Raw genomic sequence first — 22,898 nt, 5'->3', positions numbered from 1 at the left:
GTTCAGGCCCCGCATCCCCAGCGGGAGCGCCTTCCACGGCGAGGTCTTCTCCTGCTCGCGTTCCAGCACCAGGACCGAGCAGCCCGCCAGTGCCAGCTCGCCGGCGAGGAACAGGCCCACCGGGCCCGCACCTGCGATCACCACGTCGTACATGTCGCGCCTAATTGGGCATCGACCTCGTCCTCACAGGCATCACCACGCCCCACACGGGATCGCTCAGTCGTGGCGCGGAAGGCCCGACACCTCGTGGTCGGCGTGGAAGAGGATCTCCTTGACGAGGGAGCGGACGTGGGCGTCGCGGGCCCGATACACCACGCGGCGTCCTTCCCTGCGCGTCTGAACCAGTCCGCCGGAACGGAGCTTCGCCAGGTGCTGGGAGACCGAGGGGCGGGCCACGCCCAGGGTCGCGGCGAGGCTGCCGACGTCGTACTCACCGTGGGACAACAACCACATCAGCCGCAGCCGCGTGCCGTCGCTGAGCAGGCGGGACGCCTCCACCGCCGCGCTGATCTGCTCGTCGGTGGGCTGCTCGGGCGCGGCGCCGGGATGGGAGCCGTCGTCGGGTGCGTACATGACTACATATGCTCTCCCGCCGAGCCGCACCGGGCAAACAGAGCGTGCCCCTGGGCGGGTTACCGGTGGGTGAGCAGGGGCGCGTGGTGGTCGATCCCGTCCGGGCCGTCGGGGTCGGCGTGCACGGTGGCGGCCTTCAGCCTGGGCAGGTCGTGGATCAGCCGGTGCTCGGCCGCCACGGCCACGGCGTGCGCCTCGACCAGCGACAGCTCGTGGCCGACCTGGATGTCGACCTCGGCGCGCAGGGCGTGGCCGATCCAGCGCAGCCGTACCGTGCCGACGTGCCGGACACCGGGCACGCCGGCGAGAATGCGTTCGGCCCGCTCGACCAGCTTGGGGTCCACCGCGTCCATGAGGCGGTGGTAGATCTCGCGGGTGGCGTCGCGCAGCACGAACAGGATGGCGACGGTGATCAGCAGGCCCACGATCGGGTCGGCGACGGGGAAGCCGAGCGCGGCTCCGCCCGCGCCGAGGAGCACGGCCAGGGAGGTGAAGCCGTCGGTACGGGCGTGCAGGCCGTCGGCGACGAGAGCGGCGGAGCCGATCTCGCGGCCGACCTTGATCCGGTAGCGGGCGACGAGCTCGTTGCCCAGGAAGCCGACGAAACCGGCGCCGGCCACCCAGGCGAGTGCTTCGACGTTCTGCGGGTCGATGAGGCGTTTGACCGCTTCGTAGCCCGCGAGCCCGGCCGAGGCGGCGATGAGCAGCACGATGACGATGCCTGCCAGGTCCTCGGCCCGGCCGTAGCCGTAGGTGAAGCGGCGGGTGGCGACCCGGCGGCCGATCCAGAACGCGATGGCCAGCGGGACGGCGGTCAGTGCGTCGGCGAAGTTGTGCAGGGTGTCGCCGAGCAGCGCCACCGAGCCCGAGTAGGCGACGATGACCGCCTGCGCCGTGGCGGTGACCATGAGGGCCGCGAAGGAGAGGGCCAGCACCCGCATGCCGCGGGCGCTGGACTCCAGGGCCGCGTCCGTCTTGTCCGCGCTGTCGTGGCTGTGTGGGGTGAGCACCTGCTTGATCCCGCCCCACACCCGCCTGATGCCACGGTCATGCCCATGCCCGTGCCCGTGCCCGTGTCCATGCCCGTGCCCATGTTCGTGCCCGTGCTGATCCGACATATCCGCCCTTCCCGTCCGAATCGGACTATGGGCGGATTATATGTAGTCATGTGCGCACGCGACAACGAATCAGGTGCCACCTATGCGCACCAGCACATGCCATGAACATGCAGGTCGGAATGACTCTCACTTCTGACAGAATCCTCGCGCCGGCAGTGCGGTCATGAAGAAAACTTTGAGCAGAATGATCAGAACGCTGACCTGCGGACACCTCGGAGTGAGAATCCGATCGTCAACACAAGATCGCGGGAGGTCAAGGCGGCTTTCCCGCCCGGGGCGCAATCCCTGCTCGGCATGAGCGAGGCGCGTACGCGGAGCGCCTTCCCATCGTGCCACCGGCCGGGATCGCGAACAACCATCCGTACCTACGACAGCGCCCCGACGACGCCGAGCGGCTAGTCGGCACACCCAGTAAGTTCCCCACCCTCACTGGGAGAGGTTCATGGACCCGCAGGATGAGTTCGATCTGCCGGAAGCCCGCTGGAATCGTTTACCAGAACCCGACACACCAGACCTTCCGGACACGTCGTGGAACGTCTTCCGGGACGTACCCAGACCCGAGTCCCCGTGGCTGCGCCGCCTGGCGGTCGCTCTGTCGGTGGCCCTCGTGCTGCCCCTGGTCAACGCCATGCCCGCAGCGGCCGAGTCCCGATCGGCCCCGGCGGTGCAGAAGGAGACCCCGGTCAAGGGCACGAGCGTGCCGGTGCAACCGCCGCAGCCGGATCTCGTCGCCGAGCGGGTGTGGAAGGCGGCGCCGGTCGTCACCTGGCCCAAGCCGCAGAAGGCGGAGCTGAGCAGGAGCAAGGCGCCGGCCGGGTTCCCCGTGCAGGTGGCCGCGGACAAGAGCGGCAGCGACCCGGTGAGCGTGGAGCTGCTCGACACCGACCGCCTCGGCCTGGCGATGCGGGTGTCCCCGGGCCAGGGCGTCGCGGCGACCGCGAAGGCGGGGGACAAGAAGACCGAGCTGAAGATCGACTACTCCGGTTTCCGCTACGCCTACGGCGGCGACTACGGCGCCCGGCTCGGCGTGGTCAAGCTGGAGGAGTGCGCGCTCAAGTCGGCCACCGCCACGGCCGAGTGCCCGCAGCCGGAGCCGGTCAAGAGCAGCAACGACCCGAAGGCCGGCACGCTGAGCGCCGAGGTCGAGACCGGCGCCGTGTACGCGCTGGCCGCCGCCCCCTCCGGCCAGTCCGGCGACCACTCCGCCACCTCGCTCGGCCCCTCGGCCGAGTGGAGCGTCGGCACGCAGACCGGCGACTTCTCGTGGAGCTACGACCTGCGCACGCCCCCGTCGCTGGGCGGCGAGGAGCCGAACCTGTCGATCGGCTACTCCTCGCAGAGCGTGGACGGCCGTACCGCCTCCACCAACAACCAGGCGTCCTGGGTGGGCGAGGGTTTCGAGCTCGACCCGGGCGGCTACATCGAGCGCCGCTACAAGTCCTGCATGATCGACGGCAAGAAGACCGGCGACCTGTGCTGGGACCAGGACAACGCCGTCCTGTCACTCAACGGCTCGTCGATCGAGCTGATCAAGGACGGCACGTCCAAGCAGTGGCGGCCCAAGCGCGACGACGGCACCCGCATCGAAGCCCTCACCGGCGCCACCAACGGCGACAACAACGGTGAGTACTGGCGGGTCACCACCGCCGACGGCACCCAGTACACCTTCGGCCAGAACCGCCTGCCCGGCTGGGCCAGCGGCAAGGCCGAGACGAAGTCGGTGCAGACGGTGCCGGTGTTCGGCAACAACAGCGGTGAGCCGTGCTACAGCAGCACCCCGGCCAACGCCTGGTGCCAGCAGGGCTACCGGTGGAACCTCGACTACGAGGTCGACACGCACGGCAACGCCACCACGTACTGGTACGCCCAGGAGAAGAACTACTACGGCCGCAACAGCAAGCCCGAGCAGGGCACCGTGTACGACCGCTCCGCGTACCTGACCCGCATCGACTACGGCTACCTGGGCACCGAGCTGTTCACCAAGAACCCGGCGGCCAGGGTGCACTTCGAGACGGCCGAGCGCTGCCTGCCCAGCGGCACCGTCACCTGCGCGGCCGCCGAGCTGAAGAAGGAGACCGCGAGCCACTGGCCGGACGTCCCGTTCGACCAGATCTGCGACTCGGGCGTGAAGTGCACCGACCGGCTGGCGCCGACGTTCTTCACCCGCAAGCGGCTGACCAAGGTCACCACCCAGGTGCTCAACGCCGCAGGCCAGTACTACCCGGTGGACTCCTGGGCGCTGGCGCACCAGTTCCCCGCCACGGGTGACGGGCTGAGCCCGGCGCTGTGGCTGGCCTCCATCCAGCAGACCGGTCACGTGGGCGGCACGCTCACGCTGCCGAAGACCACGTTCAAGGGTGTGCAGCTGCCCAACCGGGTGGACGCCACCGAGGGCCGCGCGCCGCTGGTCAAGTGGCGCGTCCAGTCCGTCGACAACGGCACGGGCGGCGAGCTGCGGGTCAACTACAAGGCCGCCGAGTGCGCGGCCGGCGCGCTGCCCGCCGCCGACAAGAACACCAAGCTCTGCTTCCCGCAGCGCTGGGCCCCGCCGAACGAGGGGGAGGTCACCGACTGGTTCCACAAGTACGTGGTGGCGCAGACGGTCGAGGTCGACCGGGTGGCCGCCTCCCCGCACGTGGTCACCGACTACGAGTATCTGGGCGGTGCCGCCTGGCGCTACGCCGAGAACATCCTGGTCAAGCCCGCGCACCGTACGTGGTCGGACTTCCGCGGGTTCGACAGGGTGCGGGTGCGTCAGGGCGACGGTCAGGACACCAAGCGCACGCTGACGGAGTTCCGCTACTTCCGCGGCATGCACGGTGACAAGCAGGCCGACGGTTCCAAGCGCAGCGTGCAGGTCGAGGACTCCGAGGGCGTCAAGCTGGACGACCTCGACCAGTACTCGGGCTTCGAGCGCGAGGAGATGCTGTACGACGGCGACGGCGGCGCCCTGGTGAAGGCCGTCGTCGAGACGCCGTGGTCGCTCAAGACCGCCGAGTCCACCCAGGGCGGCGTCACCAAGGCCGCGTACGTGGTCGAGCCCGAATCCATGGTCAGCCGCACCGCGCTGCCCGGCGGCAAGTGGCGGCGTACCGGCGAGGCGCGTACGTACGACGCCAAGGGCCTGCTCATGACGGTCGAGGAGAAGGGTGACCTGGCCACCACGGGCGACGACAAGTGCACCCGCTACACCTACGCCCGCAACGACACGAGCTGGATGCTCGACTACACCAGCCGGGTCCAGAAGGTGGCCGCTCCCTGCACCACGTCCATGGCCAAGCTCGCCGACGAGGCGCTGATCTCGGACGAGCAGGTCCAGTACGACGGCAAGCCCTTCGGCCAGGCGCCGAGCAAGGGTGACGTGACCTCGGTGCAGCAGGTCGTCAACGCCGACGGCACCACGATCACCGACACCGCGCACACGTACGACGTCTACGGCCGCGAGACCAGCGAGACCGACACGGTCGGCACCAAGTCGGTGACCAGCTACACCCCGGCCACGGGCGCCCTGGCGACCGAGATCAAGGAGACCAACGACCTCGGCCACGTCGATCGCACATTCCTCGAACCGGCCTGGGGCGAGCCTGTCGCCGAGATCGACACCAACAACCGCCGCGTCGACATGGAGCACGACGCGCTCGGCCGGCTGACCAAGGTCTGGCAGGCAGACCGGAGCAAGGCCGGCGGGCAGTCGCCCAACACCGAGTTCTCCTACACGATGCGGGCCGACGGCCCCAGCGTCGTCACCACGAGGACGCTGCGCGCCGACGGCGGTTACACCGAGAGTTACGAGCTGTACGACGGTCTGATGCGCCAGCGTCAGACCCAGGAGCCGGCGCCGACGGACGATCAGACTCAGGACCCGGCGCTGCGTGACGGTCGTACGATCACCGACACCTTCTACAACTCCCAGGGGGAGGACTACAAGCAGAACACCGGCTACTTCGCCACGGGCGCGCCGTCCACCGCCCTGCTCGCGGTGGCGGACGCGGATGTGCCGAACCAGGTCGTGACGCTGTTCGACGGCGTGGGCGAGGCCCAGACCCAGCTGCTCAAGGCCAAGGGCGTGGAGAAGTACCGCGTCAGCTCCAAGGACGAGGGCGACCGGGTGCACGTGACGCCGCCGCCCGGTGGCACGGCCACCACCCGCATCGGCGACGCCGAGGACCGGCTGATCGAGCTGCGCCAGTACAAGGGCGCGACTCCGACCGGTGAGTACGAGTCCACCAAGTACACCTACGACCACGCGGGACGCCTGTCCACGGTCACCGACCCGGCGGGCAACGTCTGGAAGCACCACTACGACTTCCGCGGCCGGGAGATCAAGACCGAGGACCCGGACAAGGGCGTCACGACGATGACGTACAACGACGCCGACGAGCTGGTCTCGACGACCGACTCGCGCGGCAAGACGCTCTGGTACGTCTACGACGCCCTGGGTCGTAAGACCGAGATGCGCGAAGGCTCGGCGACCGGCCCGCTGCTGGCCGAGTGGAAGTACGACGCGCTGGCCAAGGGCCACCAGAACGCCAGCATCCGGTACGTGGACGGGCAGGCGTACAAGGCGGAGATCAACGCCATCGACGCCGACTACCGCCCGCTGCGCGAGACCGTCACCATCCCCGAGCGTGAGGGCAAGCTGGCGGGCTCCTACCAGCTCAACACCCGCTACACGCTCGACGGCCAGGTGCAGTCGGTCAGCTTCCCGGCCGCCGGCGGGCTGGCCGAGGAGCAGGTCGTCTACAGCTACGACGGGCTGAGCCAGCCGGTCAAGGTCACGGGCCTGTCCACCTACGTGAACACGGCCCGCTACTCCAAGATGGGTGAGACCCTCCAGTACGAGCTGGGCGACAGCGGCAAGAAGACCTGGCTCACCTTCACCCACGACGAGTCCACCCGCAGGCTGACCAGCATGCGGCTGGACCGCGAGAACACGACCAAGACCGACCTGGACGTCAACTACAGCTACGACGCCGTCGGCAACATCACCAGGATCAACGACCGGGCGAACCAGGACACGCAGTGCTTCACCTATGACCACCTGCGCCGGATGACCGCGGCGTGGACGGCCACGGACGACTGCGCGACCGGCTCACCCCAGTCCGGCACGATCGGCGGCGTGGCCCCGTACGCGGTCAGCTACGCCTACGACGTCACCGGCAACCGGACGAAGGAGACCAAGCACGCCTGGGGCGGCGCCGCCGGTCAGGTGCGCGACTACACCTATCCCGCGGCGGGCGGCAAGCAGCCGCACGCGCTGAAGACCGTCGGGCAGGACCTGTTCGAGTACGACGCGGCGGGCAACACCACCAGGCGCAAGATCGGCGCCTCCGACCAGAGTCTGGTGTGGGACGCCGAAGGCAACTTGGAGTCGGTGACCGAGGCCGGCAAGGTCACCTCGTTCATCTACGACGCCGAGGGCGACCGGCTGATCCGCAAGACGCCCACGGACGCCACGCTCTACATCGACGACATGGAGTTGCGTCTCGACCTCGCCAAGAACACCGTCGAGCAGACCCGCTACTACACCATCGGCGACGACCCCATCGCGGTCCGTACCCCGGACAACCAGGTCTACTTCATGGCCAACGACCACCAGGGCACCGCGCAGGCCGCGGTGAACGCCGGCACCGGCGACCTGGCCGTCCGCAGGCAGACCCCGTTCGGCGAGGATCGCGGCGCCGCGCCACCCTGGTGGCCGGGGCAGCGCGGGTTCGTCGGCGGCACGAAGGACACCTCGACCGGGCTCGTCCACCTGGGCGCCCGCGAGTACGACCCGAAGCTCGGCCGGTTCCTGTCGGTGGACCCGATCATCGACGACACCGATCCGCAGCAGCTCAACGCCTACGCCTACGCCAACAACAGCCCCGTCAGCATGAGTGACCCCGACGGGCAGTGGGTGTGGGTCGTGGTCGGCATCGGCGTCCGCGTCGGCGTCAAGTGGTGGCTGAAGAAGCAGGCCAAGAAGAAGGCGCGCGAGCTCGCGCTCAGGAAGGCCAGGGAGCTGGCCAGGAAGAAGGCGCTGGAGGAGGCCAAGAGGAAGGCCAGAGAGGAGGCCAAGAGGAAGGCCAAGGAGCTGGCCAGGAAGCGCGCGGCCGCCGAGGCCAGGCGCAAGCGGCTGGAGGCGGCCAAGAAGCGCGCGGCGGAGGCGAAGAAGCGGGCCCGCGAGGCCGTGCAGCGGCGCCGGGCGGCGGCCAAGGCCCGCAGGGAGGCGCGGAAGGCCGAACGCGAGGCGGCGGCCAAGCGCCGCGCGGCCAAGGCCGCCCGGGAGCGCAACCGCCGGGCCGGCCGGCTCCCCGCCGGCATCCGGGAGGCGCGCTCGCGTCCCGCCAGGCGGCCCACGAGCCACCGCTCCACCCAGCGGCAGTCACCGCCCAAGGCGAGCAGGCAGCCGGCACGGCCACGGCCGAGCCAGGTCTACCGCAACGACGGCAGCGTGCAGCCGACCCAGTCGTACACCGTGTACGGCAACGGCCGGATGTACCCGCAGGGCAGGCCACCGTCGAACCTGCCGAACGGCGGCGGCAGCGGCCAGGCCGAGCGGCAGATCTTCCGGCCTGACAAGATCGAGATGGAGGTCAACACCAGGCGAGGGGCCATGGGTCACCTGGGGATGCGTGGCGGGAAGCTGGGCGATGACATCGCCGACTTCTTCGACACCTTCCTGGGCGGCCTCGGCTGACCCCGATCTCGGAGCGACCGGCGCGGGACCTTCACGGTCCCGCGCCGGTGGCGCTCTCCGAGGAGACACCGACAGGCTGCAGATTACGCACGGTTGCACAGACGTGCGGCGTGCGTCATCCCACCGTGGTCACCTTGAACCGCCAGGTCCCGGTGCCCGGCGGGTTGATGACGTACGTGCACGGCCCCGGCGTGCTCCACGACGACCTGTACTTGGGCCGCTCCCGTTCGCAGTCGGCCTTCGTCGAGAAGGGCCCGACCCAGTAGGAGGCCGCGTGTGCCGGGCCGGAGAACATGACCGTGCCGATCGCCGCCGTCGCGATCGCGAGACCGACCACGCCGGTGCGGCGCAGGCCGGGCCGATGGATCACCATCATGGCCTCCGATTAATGTTGAGGATCCCGATGCGTAGCGAAGCATCCGGCGGTACACGGGCGGAATATCAGGCCATGTGCCGGCCATGTACCGAGGCCGGCGACCGCCACTACAGTTGAGGGAGTGGTCACTCGTACGAGCTCCGGCGGACGTCGTCAGTTCCTCACCCGTGAGATCGTCGTGGCGGCCGGACGCCGGGTCGCCGAGTCGGAGGGCGTCGACGGGCTGACCATCCGGCGGGTGGCCGCCGAGCTGGGCGCGGCCCCCATGGCGATCTACCGGCACGTCAAGGACAAGCAGGAGCTCGTCCTCGCGCTGCTGGACGACGTGGCGAAAGGGCTGCCGCCGCTCCCCGCGGACGGGGGCACGCCGCAGGAGCGGATCGTGGCCGCGTTCGCCGCCGTGGACGCCTACCTCGCCCGGCATGTGTGGGTCGTGGAGATCCTGCGGCAGGGCGAGCTCTTCGCGCCGCGCGCCGCCGCCCTGTTCGTGTGGACCCTCGACCGGTTCGCCGAGCTCGGTCTGGACGACCGCGAGGCGACCGAGGCGTACGCGAAACTGTGGTGGTACGTCCTCGGCCACCTGTGTTACCTGCCGGGAGTCGCTCCCGAGCGGCGCGCCGCGCGCGAGGAGCTGCTGGCCACCTCGGTCGCCGACCCGGAGCGGGCCCGCCGGGCCGTCCACGCCTTCGATCACCAGGCCGCCTTCGTGAGCGGGCTCCAGGCCCTGGTGCACGCGCTCGCGACCCGCTGATCACTTCTGCGTCGCCGTAACTATTTAGGTTTGCCTAATTTTTGTGTACTTTGTACGCATGACTCCTCCGAAGGCCGGGTGGACCCTGGCCGTCGTCTGCCTGGCCGCGGTCCTGCTCACCCTGGACATCACGATCGTCAACGTGGCCCTGCCCGAGATCGCGGGCGAACTGTCGGCCCGCCTGGACGGCCTGCAGTGGGCCATCAACGGCTACACGCTCGCGTTCGCCGCCCTGCTGCTCACCTCGGGATCGGTCTCCGACCGGACCGGCCGCCGCACCGTCTTCACCGCCGGGGTCGTTCTGTTCACCGTCGCCTCCGCCGCGTGCGGTGCGGCCTGGAACGCGGGCGCCCTGGTGGCCTTCCGCATCGCGCAGGGCGTGGGCGGCGCGATGGTCATGGGCACCGCGATGGCGCTCATCGCCGGCGCCTACCCGGCCGGCCGCGCCCGGCAGAGCGCGATCGGCGCCTTCTCCGCCGCCGGCGGCGCCGCGGCCGGGCTCGGGCCGCTGCTCGGCGGCCTGCTGGTGGACACGCTCGGCTGGCGCTGGATCTTCTGGATCAACGTGCCCGTCGGGCTGCTCGTGCTGGCCGGAGCGCTGCTGCGGCTGCGCGAGCCGGCCAGGGAGACGCCCGTGGGACGGATCGACGCGCTCGGCGCCGTGCTGGCCGTCGCCATGCTGTTCGCGCTCAACTACGCCCTGATCGCCGGTCCCGGGCAGGGCTGGGGCTCGCTCCCGACAGTGCTCACGCTGGTGGCCGGCCTGGTGCTGCTCGCGCTGTTCGTCGTGGTGCAGACCCGTCGCCCGTACGCCGTGCTGGACGTGCGGTTGTTCCGCGTGCCCTCGTTCACCGGTGCGGTGCTGCTGACGTTCCTGGCCAGGATCTGCAGCTTCGGCATCCTGCCGTACCTGATCCTGTGGTTGCAGGGCATGCTCGGCCACTCGCCGCTGGAGACCGGGCTGCGACTGCTGGCCCTGACGCTGCCCATCCTCGTCGTGGCCCCGTTGGCCGGACGGCTGGGGCAGCAGATCTCCGCCTCCCGTCTGATGGCCGCGGGCTTCGCCCTGATCATGGTGGCCTTCCTGCTGATGGCCAAGGTGGGCCCGGACAGCGACTGGTCGGTGGCGTTCCCCGGTCTGGTGCTGCTCGGTGTCGGCGGGGCGCTGGTCTTCCCGCCGCTGCTGGGCGTGACGCTGGACGTCGTGCCGCGTGAGCGGGCCGGGATGGCCTCGGGCCTGTCCAACACCTTCTTCCCGCTCGGCACCGCCACGGGGGTCGCCGCCTTCGGCGCGATCTTCACCGCGCGGATCGGCGCCGAACTCCCCGGCCAGGCCGCGGCGGTGGCCGGCGGCCGGTTCGACCGGGTCAGCGGGCCGGCCCTGGAGACGGCGAGGACCGCCTTCACCGGCGCGCTGTCCACGACCTGCCTGGTGGCGGCGGCCGCGGGCCTGGCCGGCGTGGCGATCTCGCTGCTCCTGATCCGCACCCACGACCTCGAACCCGAACCGGTGGCCGCGTGACGCCGCGTCCGTCGATGTCGTGTGCCAGGGCGTTTCGTCTATGCGCCGGCGTGTGGGGGACGGTGCTGTGCGAGCTTGGTGCCGTCGGAAACTGAGGTGTCGTTCCGTGGGGGATCGATCGCAGGCGCCGATTCGGAAGACGCGTTCTCGTGGGCGGGTGGGATCTCGGACTGCCACCACGAGTTTTTGCGGGTGCTCACGGTGTAGTTCTCTCCGCCGTACAGGGATTCGTAGCGGATTTCCAGGTCGACGCGCTCCACGATGAGGTTCAGGAACGCGCTGTTCGCGGCCGGGTTGTAGTCGTCCACGGTCAGCAGGTAGTCGGTGAACCCGGGTGGGACGCCCATGCCGTCGGAGAGTGCGGACGCGCGTGGATAAGGCGCGATGTCCTTACGTAACTGGAGGAGGGGGCGGAGCGTGTGCCGATTGTGCAGGCGGGTGGCTCGCACCTGGTAGACGGAGACCACGAGTGAGGCGATGGCGATGACGGTGGCGCAAACGGCGATGACAGTTTGTGAGTCCATGCCGGCTCCTCGACCACCACTCGTTCCTGCATGGTAATCAACTTCTGAGCGGGCTCCGAGAGTTTCCCGGCGCGCCGGTAAATGCGTTGCGGGGCCGGAACGGGTGGGGCATGCTGGCCCGATCGAGCGGCGGGAAGCGCTGCCTGGACTAAGGAGGGCTGACGGATGGCCAACACCGTGCTGCGGCATGTCCGCATCAGTCTCACCTCTCTGTTCAGGAGCACTCCAGTTGTCTTCCGAGTACGAATTCTCTGACACCTACTCCGGCCCCGACCTCAGCCCGTCCGCGTACGCCGGTGACGATTCCCGGCCGGATCCGGCCGCGTCCTTCGTCTTCGCCTTCCATTCCGTCGACGAGGAATTGGGCCCCGATCAGCGGTGGTCCACCTGGCTGGACGTCGAGCGCAGTTGCCGCGGCCCGGAACCCCGCCCCACGTGGGTGGTGACGGAACAGGCCGCGATCGACACCGAGCTCGGCATACTCAAGACCGGCAAGGAAGCCGACGTCTTCCTGCTGGAACGGGCCGTCGAAGCCATCGGTGACAGCCCGGCGAAGTCGTCGCTGCTGGCCGCGAAACGCTACCGCACCGAGGAACATCGCTCCTTCCACCGCAGCACGTCGTACGTCGAAGGCCGCCGTACCCGCAACAGTCGCGACAACCGGGCGGTGGCGAAGAAGACCTCGCACGGCCGCAGTGTCGCGGCCGGCCAATGGGCGTACGCCGAATGGGAGGCGCTCAACCGGTTGTGGCAGGCCGGCGTCCCGGTGCCGTATCCCGTGCAGGTGGACGGCATCGAGCTGCTGATGGAGTTCATCGACGACGGCGAGGGCGGCGCCGCGCCCCGGCTGGCCCAGGTCCGGCCGTCGAAGGAGCTGCTGGGCGTCTACTTCGAGCAGCTCCGCGACGGCATGCGGGAACTGGCGCGCGCGGGGCTCGCGCACGGCGACCTTTCGCCGTACAACGTGCTCGCGCAGGGCGAACGGATCGTGCTGATCGATCTGCCCCAGGTCGTCGACGTCGTGGGCAACCCGCAGGGCATGGACTTCCTGATGCGCGACTGCCACAACATGGCCACCTGGTTCACCAAGCGCGGGCTTGAGATCGACGAACACGAGCTGTTCGCCGATCTGCTCACGATGGTCTTCTGATCCGCGGCATTGCTCCGCTACTTGGTGGTACTTTATAGTGGTACATAGCGCCACAGAGTAGCGGAGCCCTGCGATGGACGATCTGACGGAGATGTTGAAAGGCACGCTGGAGGGCTGCGTGCTGCAGATCATCGGTGGTGAGGAGACCTACGGGTACGCCATCACGCGCCGGCTGAACGAGCTCGACTTCGCCGATGTCGTCTGGGAGTACGTCTCATCGCGCATCGACAAGCTCAGGGAAGGCGGGAAATGAACTTCTGGGAAACCATCACCGGCAGCGATATCACCAGGGAATGGACGGCGTTCGAAGCCAGGGCCGAGGCTTTGCCGGCCGGCCACAGGGCGGCGTGGGAGCAGATCAAGGCGCATCTCTCGGCCTACGGGGATTTCACCGGCCGCAACCTGATGCCGCTGTTCGACAACGCGCTCGGGCTGCTCGAAGAGACGGCGTCCGACGGGCTGAGCATTGACGAGGTGCTGGGCGACGACATCGGAGCTTCTGCGCGGCGCTGGCCGGTGAGGAAAGGAGCCGGAGTCATCGCGACCGGTGGCGTGAGCAGTTGAACAGGAATGTCGCCAGGAAACTGGCCCGGTTGGGAGGCTGACGTGGGCATCCAGGACATCATCGAGGGCAAGAAGCAGTGGCGGGCGCATGTGGCGCGGGTGAAGGCGTTGCCGCCGGATTACCGGATCGTCTACAAGGAGATGCAGCGGTATTTCTTCAAGGTCGGGCCGGTCGACCTGGTCGAGGGGAATCTCCTTTCCGGGATCGTCGATTTCTTCGAGGAGGGCGCCGCGAGCGGCAAGGGAGTCCTGGAGCTCATCGGCACCGATGTCGCGGCCTTCTGCGACGGCCTGATCAAGGACGCGCCCACGTACGCGGACCTTTATCAGCAGTCCATCGACCGCGCCACGGGCGACCGGTCGTGACGCGGCGGAGAGCGGATTTCCCTATGACAGCCGACGAGCCGGCGATTCAGGTGCACGGCCTGGAGAAATCGTTCAAGGAACTGCGGGTCTTACGCGGCGTGGACTTCGAGGTGGCGCGGGGCGGCATCTTCGCCCTGCTCGGCTCGAACGGAGCGGGCAAACCACCGTGGTGAAAATCCTGTCCACCCTGCTCAAAGCCGACGCGGGCGCCGCCAGGGTGCACGGGTTCGACGTCGCCACGCAACCGCGGCACGTACGGGAGTCGATCAGCCTGACGGGGCAGTTCGCCGCCGTTGACGAGATCCTCAGCGGGCGGGAGAACCTGGTGCTGGTCGCCCGGGCTCGACCCCCAGGCGCGCATCGAGGTGTGGCAGGCCGTCAGGGAACTCGCCGGCCGGGGCACGACGGTGCTGCTCACGACCCAGTACCTGGACGAGGCCGAACAACTCGCCGACCCACGATGAGCAAACATTTCTTCGGCGACACCGCCACGCTCGCAGGACGGTCCCTGCGCCACATCGCGCGCAGTCCGGACGCCATCATCACGACCGCGATCATGCCGATCGCCATGATGCTGCTGTTCGTGTACGTGTTCGGCGGCGCGATCGACGTCGGATCGGCCTCGTACGTGAACTACCTGCTGCCCGGCATCCTGCTCATCACGGTCGCCTCGGGCATCGCCTACACCGCGTACCGGCTGTTCATGGACATGAGGGGCGGCATCTTCGAGCGCTTCCAGTCCATGCCGACCGCCCGATCGGCCGTGCTGTGGGCCCACGTGCTGACCTCGCTGGTCGCCAACCTGATCTCGCTCGTGGTGGTGACGCTCGTGGCCCTGCTCATGGGCTTCCGCTCGGGGGCGGGCGTGCTCGCGTGGCTGTCGGTCGCCGGTCTCCTGATCCTTTTCACGCTGGCGCTGACCTGGATCGCCGTCATCCCCGGCCTGTCGGCCAGGACCATGGAAGGGGCGAGCGCGTTCTCGTACCCGCTCATCTTCCTGCCGTTCCTCAGCTCGGCCTTCGTGCCCACCGCCACCATGCCCGGCCCGCTGCGCTTCTTCGCCGAGCACCAGCCGGTAACCGCCATCGTCAACGCCATCCGCACCCTGTTCGCCGAGCAACCGGTCGGTGGCGAGCTCTGGATCGCGGTGGGCTGGTGCGCCGGCATCCTCGTCGTCGCGTACGCCTTCGCCATGCGCACGTACCGCCGCAGGATCTCCTGAACGGTTCCCGCGGCTGGATGGGATAGTGTGGACTATATAGTCCAAGCTATGGTGCTGGCGGTTCACCCGAAACCTTGTCACGCCTGGCAGGTCGAGGGAACCCGTCGCATCGCAAACCGCATCACCAGGAACGGGAGGCCACGATGACTTGGTCACTCGCAACCGAACCAGAGGGCGTCGTCGCGTCGCTCCTCGAGCGATTCAACTCCGGCGCGGCCGGCGCGATGATGGCCCTGTACGAGCCGGACGCCGTGCTCATCGCGAGAGACGGGCGCAGCGTCACCGGTCACAGCCAGATCGCCGCAGAACTCGAACGCGACATCGGTCTCGGCCTGCCGCTGCGGGCCGAGGCGCGCCACGTCTTCGTGTCCGGCGACATCGCGCAGATCGTGCTGGACTGGTCGATCGACGGAACGGGTCCCGACGGCGAGCCCGTGCACCTCGGGGGCTCGGCGAGCGACGTCGTGCACCGCGGCGCCGACGGGCACTGGCGCTACCTGATCGACAACGCGCTCGGGACGGCGGTCCGCCGGCCCGCCTGACGGGACACATGCCCGCCACCACTTCAGGTGGCGGGCATGTGGGGTAAATGGTCCAGTTCGTCAGAGCGGTCGCAGGATCGCCCTTGAGGGGCCGCTCGGCCCTACGGGCGTACGCGGATGATGGTCTTTCCCTCGGCCCGCTCGGCCGGGTTGAGGGCGGCGACGGCGTCGTCCAGCGGCGCGACGGTTCCGACCACCGTCCGCAGTCGCCCGTCCCGCACGCGCTGGGCGATCTCGCCGAGCTGGGCACGGTCGGACACGACGACGAAGTCGATCGCCAGGCCGTCGGCGGGCCGCGCCGGCGGCGGCCCGGCGATGCTGACCAGCGTTCCGCCGGCGCGGACGAGGCCCGCGGACCGCCGTGCGATGTCGCCGCCGATGACGTCGAAGACCAGGTCGACCCCGCCCACGTCCTCCAAGGTGTCGCTGCCGAGGTCGACGAACTCCTGGGCACCGAAGTCGAGCGCCGGCTTCCGGTCGGCGGCGCGTCCGGTGCCGATGACGTACGCGCCGGCCTCGCGGGCGAGCTGCGTCACCATGGAGCCGACCCCGCCGGCCGCGCCGTGGACGAGGACGCTCTGCCCCGCCTGGACGCGGCCGTGCTCGAACAGGCCCTGCCACGCGGTCAGGCCCGAGATCGGCAGGCTCGCGCCCACCGTGAAGTCGATGTCGCCCGGCAGCGGGGCGAGATCGCGTGCCTCGACCGCCGCGTATTCCGCCAGGGTGCCGTCACGGGTCCAGTCCGTGAGGCCGAACACCCGCTGGCCCACCGACAGCCCCGTCGTGCCGTAGCCGAGCGCGCTGACCACTCCGGCCAGCTCGTGGCCGGGGATCGACGGTGTCCGGTCCCGGCCGAGGCGGTCGGTCCACGTCGAGGGCCAGGTCAGCTCACCTGGCGTGAAGCCCGACGCGTGCACCTCCACCAGCACGTCGTTGATCGCCGCCTGGGGCTGGGGCCGCTCGGCCAGTGTCATCCCGGCCGTTCCCGCGGCCTCGTCCGTCACCACGATCGCCTTCATCCGGCGCCTCCCCGCATCCGGTCCTCACCGCCGTGCCGGCGGCGAGAATATTTGGACTATTTCGTCCATCATGCTATCAGGCCAAGAGCCTGGGGTCGGGTAATGAGTGCTCGGGTGGACTGGCCGGTCCGTACGGTGGCCGTGATCGAACGAGGTAGCCTGGGAGTGTGAGCAGGCCGGAGAACGTACAGCCGGAGCGGAAGCTGACGGCCCGAGGGGCCAGCACCCGCGCGCGCATCGTGGCGGCCGCCGTCGAGCTGATGTACGTCAAGGGCGTCAACGCGACCACGCTGGACGACGTCCGGGCCGCAAGCAACACCAGCAAATCGCAGCTCTACAACCACTTCCCTGACAAGGAGGCGCTGGTCCGCGCCGTCGTCGCGTCGCGGGCCGAGCAGGTGCTTGAGCGTGAGCGCGGCAACCTGGAGCGGTTGAAATCGTTCCGGGGCCTGGTCCGCTGGCGTGACGCGCTGGTGCAGCGGAACGCGTTGCAGAACGGCGCCTACGGCTGTGCGCTCGGCTCCCTGGCCAGTGAACTCGCCGACCAGGACGACCAGGCCCGCGCCACGCTCGCCGAGTCCTTCGCGCAGTGGCAGGGGCTGCTCGCCGCCGGTCTGCGGCGCATGCGGGACAACGGGGTGCTCAAGCCGGACGCCGACCCGGAGCAGCTGGCTACGGGGCTGATGGCCGCGTTGCAGGGCGGATATCTGCTCGCGGAGACCGCGCATGACATCAAGCCCATGGAGATCGCTCTCGACATGGCGCTCGACCACGTGAAGTCCTACCTCACGGCGTGACGGCCCGCGTGAGCGGACGTTCCGCTGGGGGCGTCTTCCGCGTGCGCTCTTCCGGGTACGTCGGTGTTCTGTCGGATACGCCGGCGTTCCTCCGGACGCGTCGGCGCGCGGACCGGAGTCCGCGCGCCGCGAGAGGTCAGGCCGACGCCCGCTTCGGGAGCTTCCAGCCGGGACGAGGGAAGTGGCAGGTGTACCCGTTCGGATACTTCTGCAGGTAGTCCTGGTGCTCGGGCTCGGCCTCCCAGAAGTCGCCCGCCGGGGTGACCTCGGTGACGACCTTGCCGGGCCACAGGCCCGAGGCGTCGACGTCGGCGATCGTGTCCTCGGCGACCCGCTTCTGCTCGTCGTTCGTGTAGAAGATCGCCGAACGGTAGCTGGTGCCGATGTCGTTGCCCTGGCGGTTCTTCGTCGAGGGGTCGTGCACCTGGAAGAAGAACTCGAGCAGCGCGCGGAAGTCGGTCTGCTCGGTGTCGTAGACGACCTCGATGGACTCCGCGTGGGTGCCGTGGTTGCGGTAGGTGGCGTTCGGGACGTCACCGCCGCTGTAGCCGACGCGCGTCGACACGACGCCGGGCTGGTGGCGGAACAACTCCTCCATGCCCCAGAAGCAGCCGCCGGCGAGGATCGCCTTTTCGGTGGTCACGTCGTCTCCCTAGTTGTCGTCGGTGTCACTGGTGAACAGGGTGCGGTAATCGCCGTATCCCGGCCTTTCGCCGCATGGTCGGTGAACCAGGTGGAACACACCTGAACGTGCACGTAAAGACACTGCACACCCCCGATCTATTCCTGCGCACAGCAGCCGTGCGCGCCTCCTGCGCTTACGTCTGAGGTGCCGTCGCGAGGCCTGCGCCGGCGCGCGGCAGCCACATGACGAATCTTGCCCCACGCGGTGAGTCCTCGACCGTGAGGGTGCCATGGTGAGCCTGTGCGATGTCGCGCGAGATGGCCAGGCCGAGACCGCTCCCGCCGGGGTCGCGGCGGCGGCCGTCGTCCAGGCGGACGAACCGGTCGAAGACGCGCTCGCGCTGGGCGGGCGGGATGCCGGGCCCGTCGTCGGCCACCGTGACCGCGACCCCGTCGCGGGCCGGCTCGACGCTGACCTCCACGCCGGACTCGGCGTGCCGCAACGCGTTGGCGAGGAGGTTGTCCAGCACACGGATGAGCTGGATGCGGGAGCCGACGATCTCCAGCCCGGCGGGCGCGTCCACGTCGATCGGCACGGGCGAGATCTGCGCGCGCACCTCGGCGGCGACGAGCTCGCCGAGATCGACCTTCGCGGACGGCAGCGGATCGGCGGCCCGGAGCCGGGCGAGCACCAGCAGGTCGTTGACGATCGCCTCCAGCCGGCCGACCGTGGTCAACGCACTCCTGAGCGCGTCCCTGGCGTCGACGTCGTCCGGGTAGAGCAGCGCCTCCTCCAGTTGCGTGCGCATGCCGGCGATCGGGGTGCGCAGCTCGTGGCTCGTCGTGGAGGCGAACTGGCGCAACTGCTCCACCGCGCCCTCAAGCCGGTTGAGGGTGTGGTTGGCGGTGGTGGCGAGCCGGCTGATCTCGTCGTCGCCATGCGGTTCGGGCACGCGCAGGCTGAGGTCGCTCACCGTGATCTGCGAGATGCGGGCCCTGATCGCCTCGACGGGACGCAGCGCCCGCCCCACCAGCACCCATGCGGCCCAGGCGGCGGTCGCGGTGACCGCGACGATCCCGGCCGCGATGGCGTATTCGAGCTGATGGGTGGCCAGCAGGTCCGGCTCGGGGAGTCCGGCGTAGACGACACTCGCGTCCGGCGCCGGGGTCAGCCGGATGGCCTGCAACAGCACGCACCGACCGGTCTGCGGGCACTCGCGGTACGGCTGGAACCGGGCGTCCGGCGGCGGCCGGTGCCGGCTCAGCGGCACGGCCGTGGAGGCGTCGGAGCTGGAGTTCAGCACCCGGTTGTGGACGTCCACGACCTGGACGAGGCCGACGGGCGGGCCGGCCGGAATCGGCCGCGGCAGCTCGCCCTGGCGGGCGACCGGGCTCCACCTGCTCGCCACCTGCTCGGCCAGGCGGAAGGAGCTGGACTCGACGTGGGAACGGATCGCCAGGTCCAGGGTCGCGCCGAGCACCACGAGGATGGTGGTCGCGAACAGCCCCACGATGAGGGTGCACGAGGCCCGTACGGAGTGCAGCCGCGAGCCTGCCAGGCGGCGGCCGTCCGCGCTCGCCGGGGAACCCGCACCGGCCGGCGGCCGTCGAACCGGCGCCTGGCCGGCGTCCCGCGACCTCGTGCCGGCCGGGTCGGGCTCCGGCCGGCTCGTCTCCGTTCCAGCGGCTGTGCCGAGACTCCTGGCATCGCCGTTGTAGTCGGTGTCCGTGTCGTAGCTCATGACGATGTCCGCTCCTTCGCTGGAAGTGGCCCCGTGAACGGTGTGCCGTGGGCGTCGTCTCGATTTCGCTACTGGACTATATGGTCCTGTTTTCTGCCGTCCAAATCGATCGTCGGGCTCAACCGGCGGCCGTTCTCGTTCGGTCGGCCCCGGCGAAGGTCACGCCGAGCCCTTTCAGCGCAGTCACGACCTCAGCGTCGTTGGCGTCGTCGGCGGCGGCGGCCCACCACACATGGCCGTCGGGACGTACGAGGAGGACCGCGGCGGTCGTCCACGGCTGTTCGCCGGTGACCACGGAGATCCCCATCGCTGCCGCGAGAGCTCCGGCTTCCGCGCCCGGCGTGCCGAGCAGGACGGGACGGCCGGACTCCAGCAGCTCGAAGAGGCCCGGAACCCTCGTGCCGACCAGGGGATGCCCGGCCGCCGGGTACGCCACGTCCAGCGCGGACAGCTTGCGGGCCAGTGCCAGCGAGAATTCGGGCACCGTCGCGATCAGCCCGTTCAGCAGTGAGCGCAGGGCGGCGCCGTCCGGCGTGGTCGCGGTGATGAGCGCCGACTGGGCGAGCGTGTGCTCCGCGAGTTGCTCGCCGATCGGGTGGCGCTCGTCGTGGTAGCCGTCCAGCAGTGCGGGGTCCGCGTCGCCGCGGGCCACGGCGGCCAGCCGCCAGCCGAGGTTCATCGCGTCCTGCACGCCGACGTTGAGGCCGACGCCGCCCGCGGGCAGGTGCATGTGCGCCGCGTCCCCCGCGAGCAGGACCCGGCCCTCGCGGTACGTCCGCGCGACCCTGGTGGCGTTGCCGAACCGGGACAGCCAGCCGGGGTCGTGCATCCCGAAGTCGCTGCCCGCCACCCGGATCGTGGTCTCCCGCAGCGTCTCCAGCGTGAACGGGTCGGCCGCGCCGTTGTGGTGGGCGTCCACGCCGGCGATGCGGTGCCTGCCGCCGCGTACCGGAACGCTGATCAGGGCGCCGTGCTCGTTGTGGGCGCTGACCACGGCCGGATCCGTGAGACGCACCTCGCCGACGTACCCATAGGACGTCGTGTCCGTGCCGGGGAACGCGATGCCCGCCGCCTTGCGGACCGTGCTGCCCGCGCCGTCCGCGCCCACGACGTAACGCGCGGTGCGGGTGTACTCGCCGCGCGGCCCGGTCACGCGCAGGGTCACGCGCTCGTCGTCCTGGTCGAGCCCGGTAACGGCGTGGCCGCGCAGGATCCGCGCTCCCTTCCCGAGCGCGTGCTCCTCCAGCAGTTCCTCGGTGCGGACCTGGGGGATGGCGAGCATGAACGGGTACGGCGTGTCGAGCGCGCTGAAGTCGAGGCGGCTCTCCAGCATGCCGAAGTGCCATTTCGGCACCGGGACCCCTTCGTCGAGGAAGCGCCGGGCCAGGCCGCGCATGGCCAGCACCTCGATCGTGCGCGGATGGACGCCCAGGGCCTTCGAATGCGGGCTGCGTTCGGCCGCGCGTTCCAGAACTACGACCGAGACCCCCGCCAGCGCCAGCTCCGCCGCGACCCACAGACCGACGGGCCCCGCGCCGACCACCACGACCGATTCGTCAATTGATTGCGTAGATTCACTATTCACAGTAGTGACTCTACAATGAATTGAGGAAGGTAAGATCCGGGCATGGGTGTGCGCGGCTACAAGTCACCGGTGCGGGCCAGGCATGCCGAGGACACGCGGCGATCCATCGTCGCGGCGGCGACGGCGCTGTTCGCCGAGCAGGGCTACGCCAGGACGAGCGTCGCCGCCATCGCGGCCGCCGCCGGAGTCGCCGTCAACACCGTCTACGCCAGCGTCGGCAACAAGTCCGCGCTGATCATGGCGATGTCCGAGGACGGTGCCGCGGACGCCGTGGCGGTGGAGACCGAGCGCAGGATCGGCGCGTGCTCCGATCCGCGCGAGATCCTGCGCATCCTGGCCGAGGGCACCGGGCAGGTGCGCAGGCGCCGCCAGGACGCGCTGGCGATCCTGCTCGACAACAGGAACGCCGACCCGGACGTGGCCGCCGCGGCCGAGGTGGCGCTCCGCGCGGTGCGGGACAGGCTCAAGGTCGCGGCCACCCGCCTGATCGCCGTCGGCGGCCTGCGGGAGGGCCTCACCGCCAAGCAGGTCGAGCAGACGTTGTGGTTCTACTTCGGCTTCGAGGCCTGGCGGACCGTCCGCGACTTCGGCTGGAGCTGGAAGGACGCGACGGACTGGCTCGCCGAGCAGGCCACACGCGCACTGCTGCCCGCCGACGGCTGACGGCTCGCGCCCGTGAAGGGCTGCCGGCACCCTCACGTGAGCGCACGCCGAGATTCGCGGTATGCGAGGTCTTGGGGCCTGATTTGTCAGAACGATAGAGTCTGGCGGTGAAGCGGGGCCCGTGCCCGGGTTGAGGAGGGGATGTCCATCACGCCCTTGTCCCTGCCGCGGCCTCCCGTGCAGGCGCCGGAGTCCGGGCGAGACGCGCTGATCGTGTGCGAGAGCCTGGTGCGGATCTACCAGTTCGGGTCGGTCGAGGTGCAGGCGCTGCAGGGGCTGGACCTGGTCGTGGACGGCGGGGAGATGGTGGCCGTCGTCGGCGCGTCCGGGTCGGGGAAGTCGACGTTGCTGTCCATCCTGGCCGGGGTCGACGCGCCCACCGCCGGTCGGGTGCGGGTCGATCGGTGGAACCTCCTGGACATGTCGCGGGCCGATCGGGTCCGGTACCGGCGGCACACCGTGGGGCTGATCCGCCAGCAGACCGCCGCCAACCTCATCCCGTACCTGACCGCGCGCCAGATGGTCGACCTGCCGATGACGGCGGCCGGCACTCCCGGCCGGTTACGCCGCGAGCGCGCCGCCGAGCTGCTCGGCCTGCTCGGCGTCGCCGAGTGCGCCGAGCGGCGGCCCGCGCAGCTGTCCGGCGGGCAGCAGATGCGGGTGGCCATCGCGGTGGCCCTCGCCAACGAGCCCAGGGTGCTGCTGGCCGACGAGCCGACCGGGGAGCTGGACAGCGCCACGTCGGCCGCGGTGTTCGGGGTGTTGCGGGAGATCAACCGGCAGTTGGGCGTCACCGTCGTCGTCGTGACCCACGATCCCGCGGTCAGCGGTCAGGTGGAGCGGACGGTGGCGATTCGCGACGGGCGCACCAGCAGCGAGGTGCTGCGGCGTACCGCCACCGGGGACGACGGCGCGCAGCAGGTGATCGCCGAGGAGTACGCGGTGATGGACCGGGCGGGGCGGGTCCAGGTGCCGCGCGACTACCGGGAGGCGCTGGCGCTGACGCGACGGGTCCGGCTGGTGCTGGAGTCCGATCATGTTTCGATCCGTCCCGACGGCGGTGGGCCAGGATGACCGG

23 protein-coding genes are annotated in these 22,898 nt (G+C 69.9%); 14 read left to right on the top strand and 9 right to left on the bottom strand.

Annotated features, from left to right (window positions below; genetic code table 11):
* From AB0C28_RS44105 to AB0C28_RS44095, 3 genes are all read right to left on the bottom strand, one after another.
* The coding region (locus AB0C28_RS44105) for an FAD-dependent monooxygenase (RefSeq protein WP_358081866.1) at positions 1 to 153 on the bottom strand (153 nt) is incomplete at its 3' end.
* Between the two features lie 63 nt (positions 154 to 216).
* Positions 217 to 573 carry a metalloregulator ArsR/SmtB family transcription factor gene (locus AB0C28_RS44100; protein ID WP_357861147.1) on the bottom strand — a complete coding sequence of 119 codons (357 nt, stop codon included), beginning with the start codon at positions 571 to 573 and terminating at the stop codon, positions 217 to 219.
* A gap of 59 nt (positions 574 to 632) precedes the next feature.
* A complete protein-coding gene (locus AB0C28_RS44095) occupies positions 633 to 1,604 on the bottom strand; it encodes a cation diffusion facilitator family transporter (protein ID WP_358081864.1) in 972 nt (323 codons plus the stop codon).
* 529 nt (positions 1,605 to 2,133) lie between these two features.
* Between AB0C28_RS44095 and AB0C28_RS44090 the strand changes: the two genes are divergently transcribed.
* Positions 2,134 to 8,373 carry an RHS repeat-associated core domain-containing protein gene (locus tag AB0C28_RS44090; RefSeq protein ID WP_358081861.1) on the top strand — a complete coding sequence of 2,080 codons (6,240 nt, stop codon included), beginning with the start codon at positions 2,134 to 2,136 and terminating at the stop codon, positions 8,371 to 8,373.
* A gap of 115 nt (positions 8,374 to 8,488) precedes the next feature.
* On the opposite strand, the gene AB0C28_RS44085 is transcribed toward AB0C28_RS44090, so the two are convergent.
* Positions 8,489 to 8,749, bottom strand: coding sequence for a hypothetical protein (locus AB0C28_RS44085; RefSeq protein WP_358081859.1), 261 nt, complete (start codon positions 8,747 to 8,749; stop codon positions 8,489 to 8,491).
* 121 nt (positions 8,750 to 8,870) lie between these two features.
* Between AB0C28_RS44085 and AB0C28_RS44080 the strand changes: the two genes are divergently transcribed.
* Positions 8,871 to 9,500, top strand: coding sequence for a TetR/AcrR family transcriptional regulator (locus AB0C28_RS44080; protein WP_357861159.1), 630 nt, complete (start codon positions 8,871 to 8,873; stop codon positions 9,498 to 9,500).
* 58 nt (positions 9,501 to 9,558) lie between these two features.
* The gene (locus tag AB0C28_RS44075) at positions 9,559 to 11,022 is read left to right on the top strand and encodes an MFS transporter (protein WP_357861162.1); all 1,464 of its coding nucleotides are present in this window, start codon (positions 9,559 to 9,561) and stop codon (positions 11,020 to 11,022) included.
* 38 nt (positions 11,023 to 11,060) lie between these two features.
* On the opposite strand, the gene AB0C28_RS44070 is transcribed toward AB0C28_RS44075, so the two are convergent.
* Positions 11,061 to 11,546: a hypothetical protein gene (locus tag AB0C28_RS44070; protein ID WP_358081856.1), complete on the bottom strand. Its 486-nt coding sequence runs from the start codon at positions 11,544 to 11,546 to the stop codon at positions 11,061 to 11,063.
* A gap of 229 nt (positions 11,547 to 11,775) precedes the next feature.
* Here AB0C28_RS44070 and AB0C28_RS44065 point away from each other — a divergent pair, with 229 nt between their 5' ends.
* From AB0C28_RS44065 to AB0C28_RS44030, 8 genes are all read left to right on the top strand, one after another.
* Positions 11,776 to 12,696, top strand: coding sequence for an RIO1 family regulatory kinase/ATPase (locus tag AB0C28_RS44065; protein ID WP_358081853.1), 921 nt, complete (start codon positions 11,776 to 11,778; stop codon positions 12,694 to 12,696).
* A gap of 73 nt (positions 12,697 to 12,769) precedes the next feature.
* The gene (locus tag AB0C28_RS44060) at positions 12,770 to 12,949 is read left to right on the top strand and encodes a hypothetical protein (RefSeq protein ID WP_357861171.1); all 180 of its coding nucleotides are present in this window, start codon (positions 12,770 to 12,772) and stop codon (positions 12,947 to 12,949) included.
* Complete coding sequence (locus AB0C28_RS44055; RefSeq protein ID WP_358081852.1) at positions 12,946 to 13,260, top strand: DUF1048 domain-containing protein; 315 nt, start codon at positions 12,946 to 12,948, stop codon at positions 13,258 to 13,260. Before AB0C28_RS44060 ends, AB0C28_RS44055 begins: the two co-directional genes overlap by 4 nt.
* 42 nt (positions 13,261 to 13,302) lie before the next feature.
* Entirely contained in the window at positions 13,303 to 13,626 is a 324-nt protein-coding gene (locus AB0C28_RS44050; protein ID WP_358081850.1) for a DUF1048 domain-containing protein, read from the top strand.
* Between the two features lie 23 nt (positions 13,627 to 13,649).
* Positions 13,650 to 13,799 (top strand): hypothetical protein, encoded by a 150-nt coding sequence (locus AB0C28_RS44045; protein ID WP_358081848.1) that lies wholly within the window; start codon positions 13,650 to 13,652, stop codon positions 13,797 to 13,799.
* 120 nt (positions 13,800 to 13,919) lie between these two features.
* The gene (locus tag AB0C28_RS44040; protein ID WP_358081846.1) at positions 13,920 to 14,090 is read left to right on the top strand and encodes a hypothetical protein; all 171 of its coding nucleotides are present in this window, start codon (positions 13,920 to 13,922) and stop codon (positions 14,088 to 14,090) included.
* On the top strand, positions 14,087 to 14,848 hold the full coding sequence (locus AB0C28_RS44035) for an ABC transporter permease (protein WP_358081843.1): 762 nt from the start codon (positions 14,087 to 14,089) through the stop codon (positions 14,846 to 14,848). Before AB0C28_RS44040 ends, AB0C28_RS44035 begins: the two co-directional genes overlap by 4 nt.
* A gap of 143 nt (positions 14,849 to 14,991) precedes the next feature.
* Positions 14,992 to 15,390 (top strand): DUF4440 domain-containing protein, encoded by a 399-nt coding sequence (locus AB0C28_RS44030; protein WP_357861184.1) that lies wholly within the window; start codon positions 14,992 to 14,994, stop codon positions 15,388 to 15,390.
* A 101-nt stretch (positions 15,391 to 15,491) separates the two neighbouring features.
* Here AB0C28_RS44030 and AB0C28_RS44025 read toward each other — a convergent pair whose 3' ends face one another.
* On the bottom strand, positions 15,492 to 16,409 hold the full coding sequence (locus AB0C28_RS44025) for an NADP-dependent oxidoreductase (protein WP_358081840.1): 918 nt from the start codon (positions 16,407 to 16,409) through the stop codon (positions 15,492 to 15,494).
* Between the two features lie 167 nt (positions 16,410 to 16,576).
* Between AB0C28_RS44025 and AB0C28_RS44020 the strand changes: the two genes are divergently transcribed.
* Positions 16,577 to 17,206, top strand: coding sequence for a TetR family transcriptional regulator (locus AB0C28_RS44020; protein ID WP_357861189.1), 630 nt, complete (start codon positions 16,577 to 16,579; stop codon positions 17,204 to 17,206).
* A 136-nt stretch (positions 17,207 to 17,342) separates the two neighbouring features.
* Here the strand turns inward: AB0C28_RS44020 and msrA are convergent, their stop codons facing one another.
* From msrA to AB0C28_RS44005, 3 genes are all read right to left on the bottom strand, one after another.
* A complete protein-coding gene (gene msrA, locus AB0C28_RS44015) occupies positions 17,343 to 17,849 on the bottom strand; it encodes a peptide-methionine (S)-S-oxide reductase MsrA (RefSeq protein ID WP_357861192.1) in 507 nt (168 codons plus the stop codon).
* 175 nt (positions 17,850 to 18,024) lie between these two features.
* Positions 18,025 to 19,572, bottom strand: coding sequence for a HAMP domain-containing sensor histidine kinase (locus tag AB0C28_RS44010; RefSeq protein WP_358081837.1), 1,548 nt, complete (start codon positions 19,570 to 19,572; stop codon positions 18,025 to 18,027).
* 118 nt (positions 19,573 to 19,690) lie between these two features.
* Positions 19,691 to 21,157 (bottom strand): FAD-dependent oxidoreductase, encoded by a 1,467-nt coding sequence (locus tag AB0C28_RS44005; protein WP_358081834.1) that lies wholly within the window; start codon positions 21,155 to 21,157, stop codon positions 19,691 to 19,693.
* Between the two features lie 42 nt (positions 21,158 to 21,199).
* Here AB0C28_RS44005 and AB0C28_RS44000 point away from each other — a divergent pair, with 42 nt between their 5' ends.
* Positions 21,200 to 21,820: a TetR family transcriptional regulator gene (locus tag AB0C28_RS44000; RefSeq protein ID WP_358081831.1), complete on the top strand. Its 621-nt coding sequence runs from the start codon at positions 21,200 to 21,202 to the stop codon at positions 21,818 to 21,820.
* A gap of 141 nt (positions 21,821 to 21,961) precedes the next feature.
* Positions 21,962 to 22,894: an ABC transporter ATP-binding protein gene (locus AB0C28_RS43995; RefSeq protein ID WP_358081828.1), complete on the top strand. Its 933-nt coding sequence runs from the start codon at positions 21,962 to 21,964 to the stop codon at positions 22,892 to 22,894.
* The last annotated feature ends 4 nt before the right edge of the window (positions 22,895 to 22,898 follow it).

This window comes from Nonomuraea sp. NPDC048892 (genome assembly GCF_040649735.1).
GTDB lineage: Bacteria > Actinomycetota > Actinomycetes > Streptosporangiales > Streptosporangiaceae > Nonomuraea > Nonomuraea maheshkhaliensis.
Note: the sequence above shows the minus strand (reverse complement) of the source record. Positions and strands in the feature narration are given on the sequence as shown.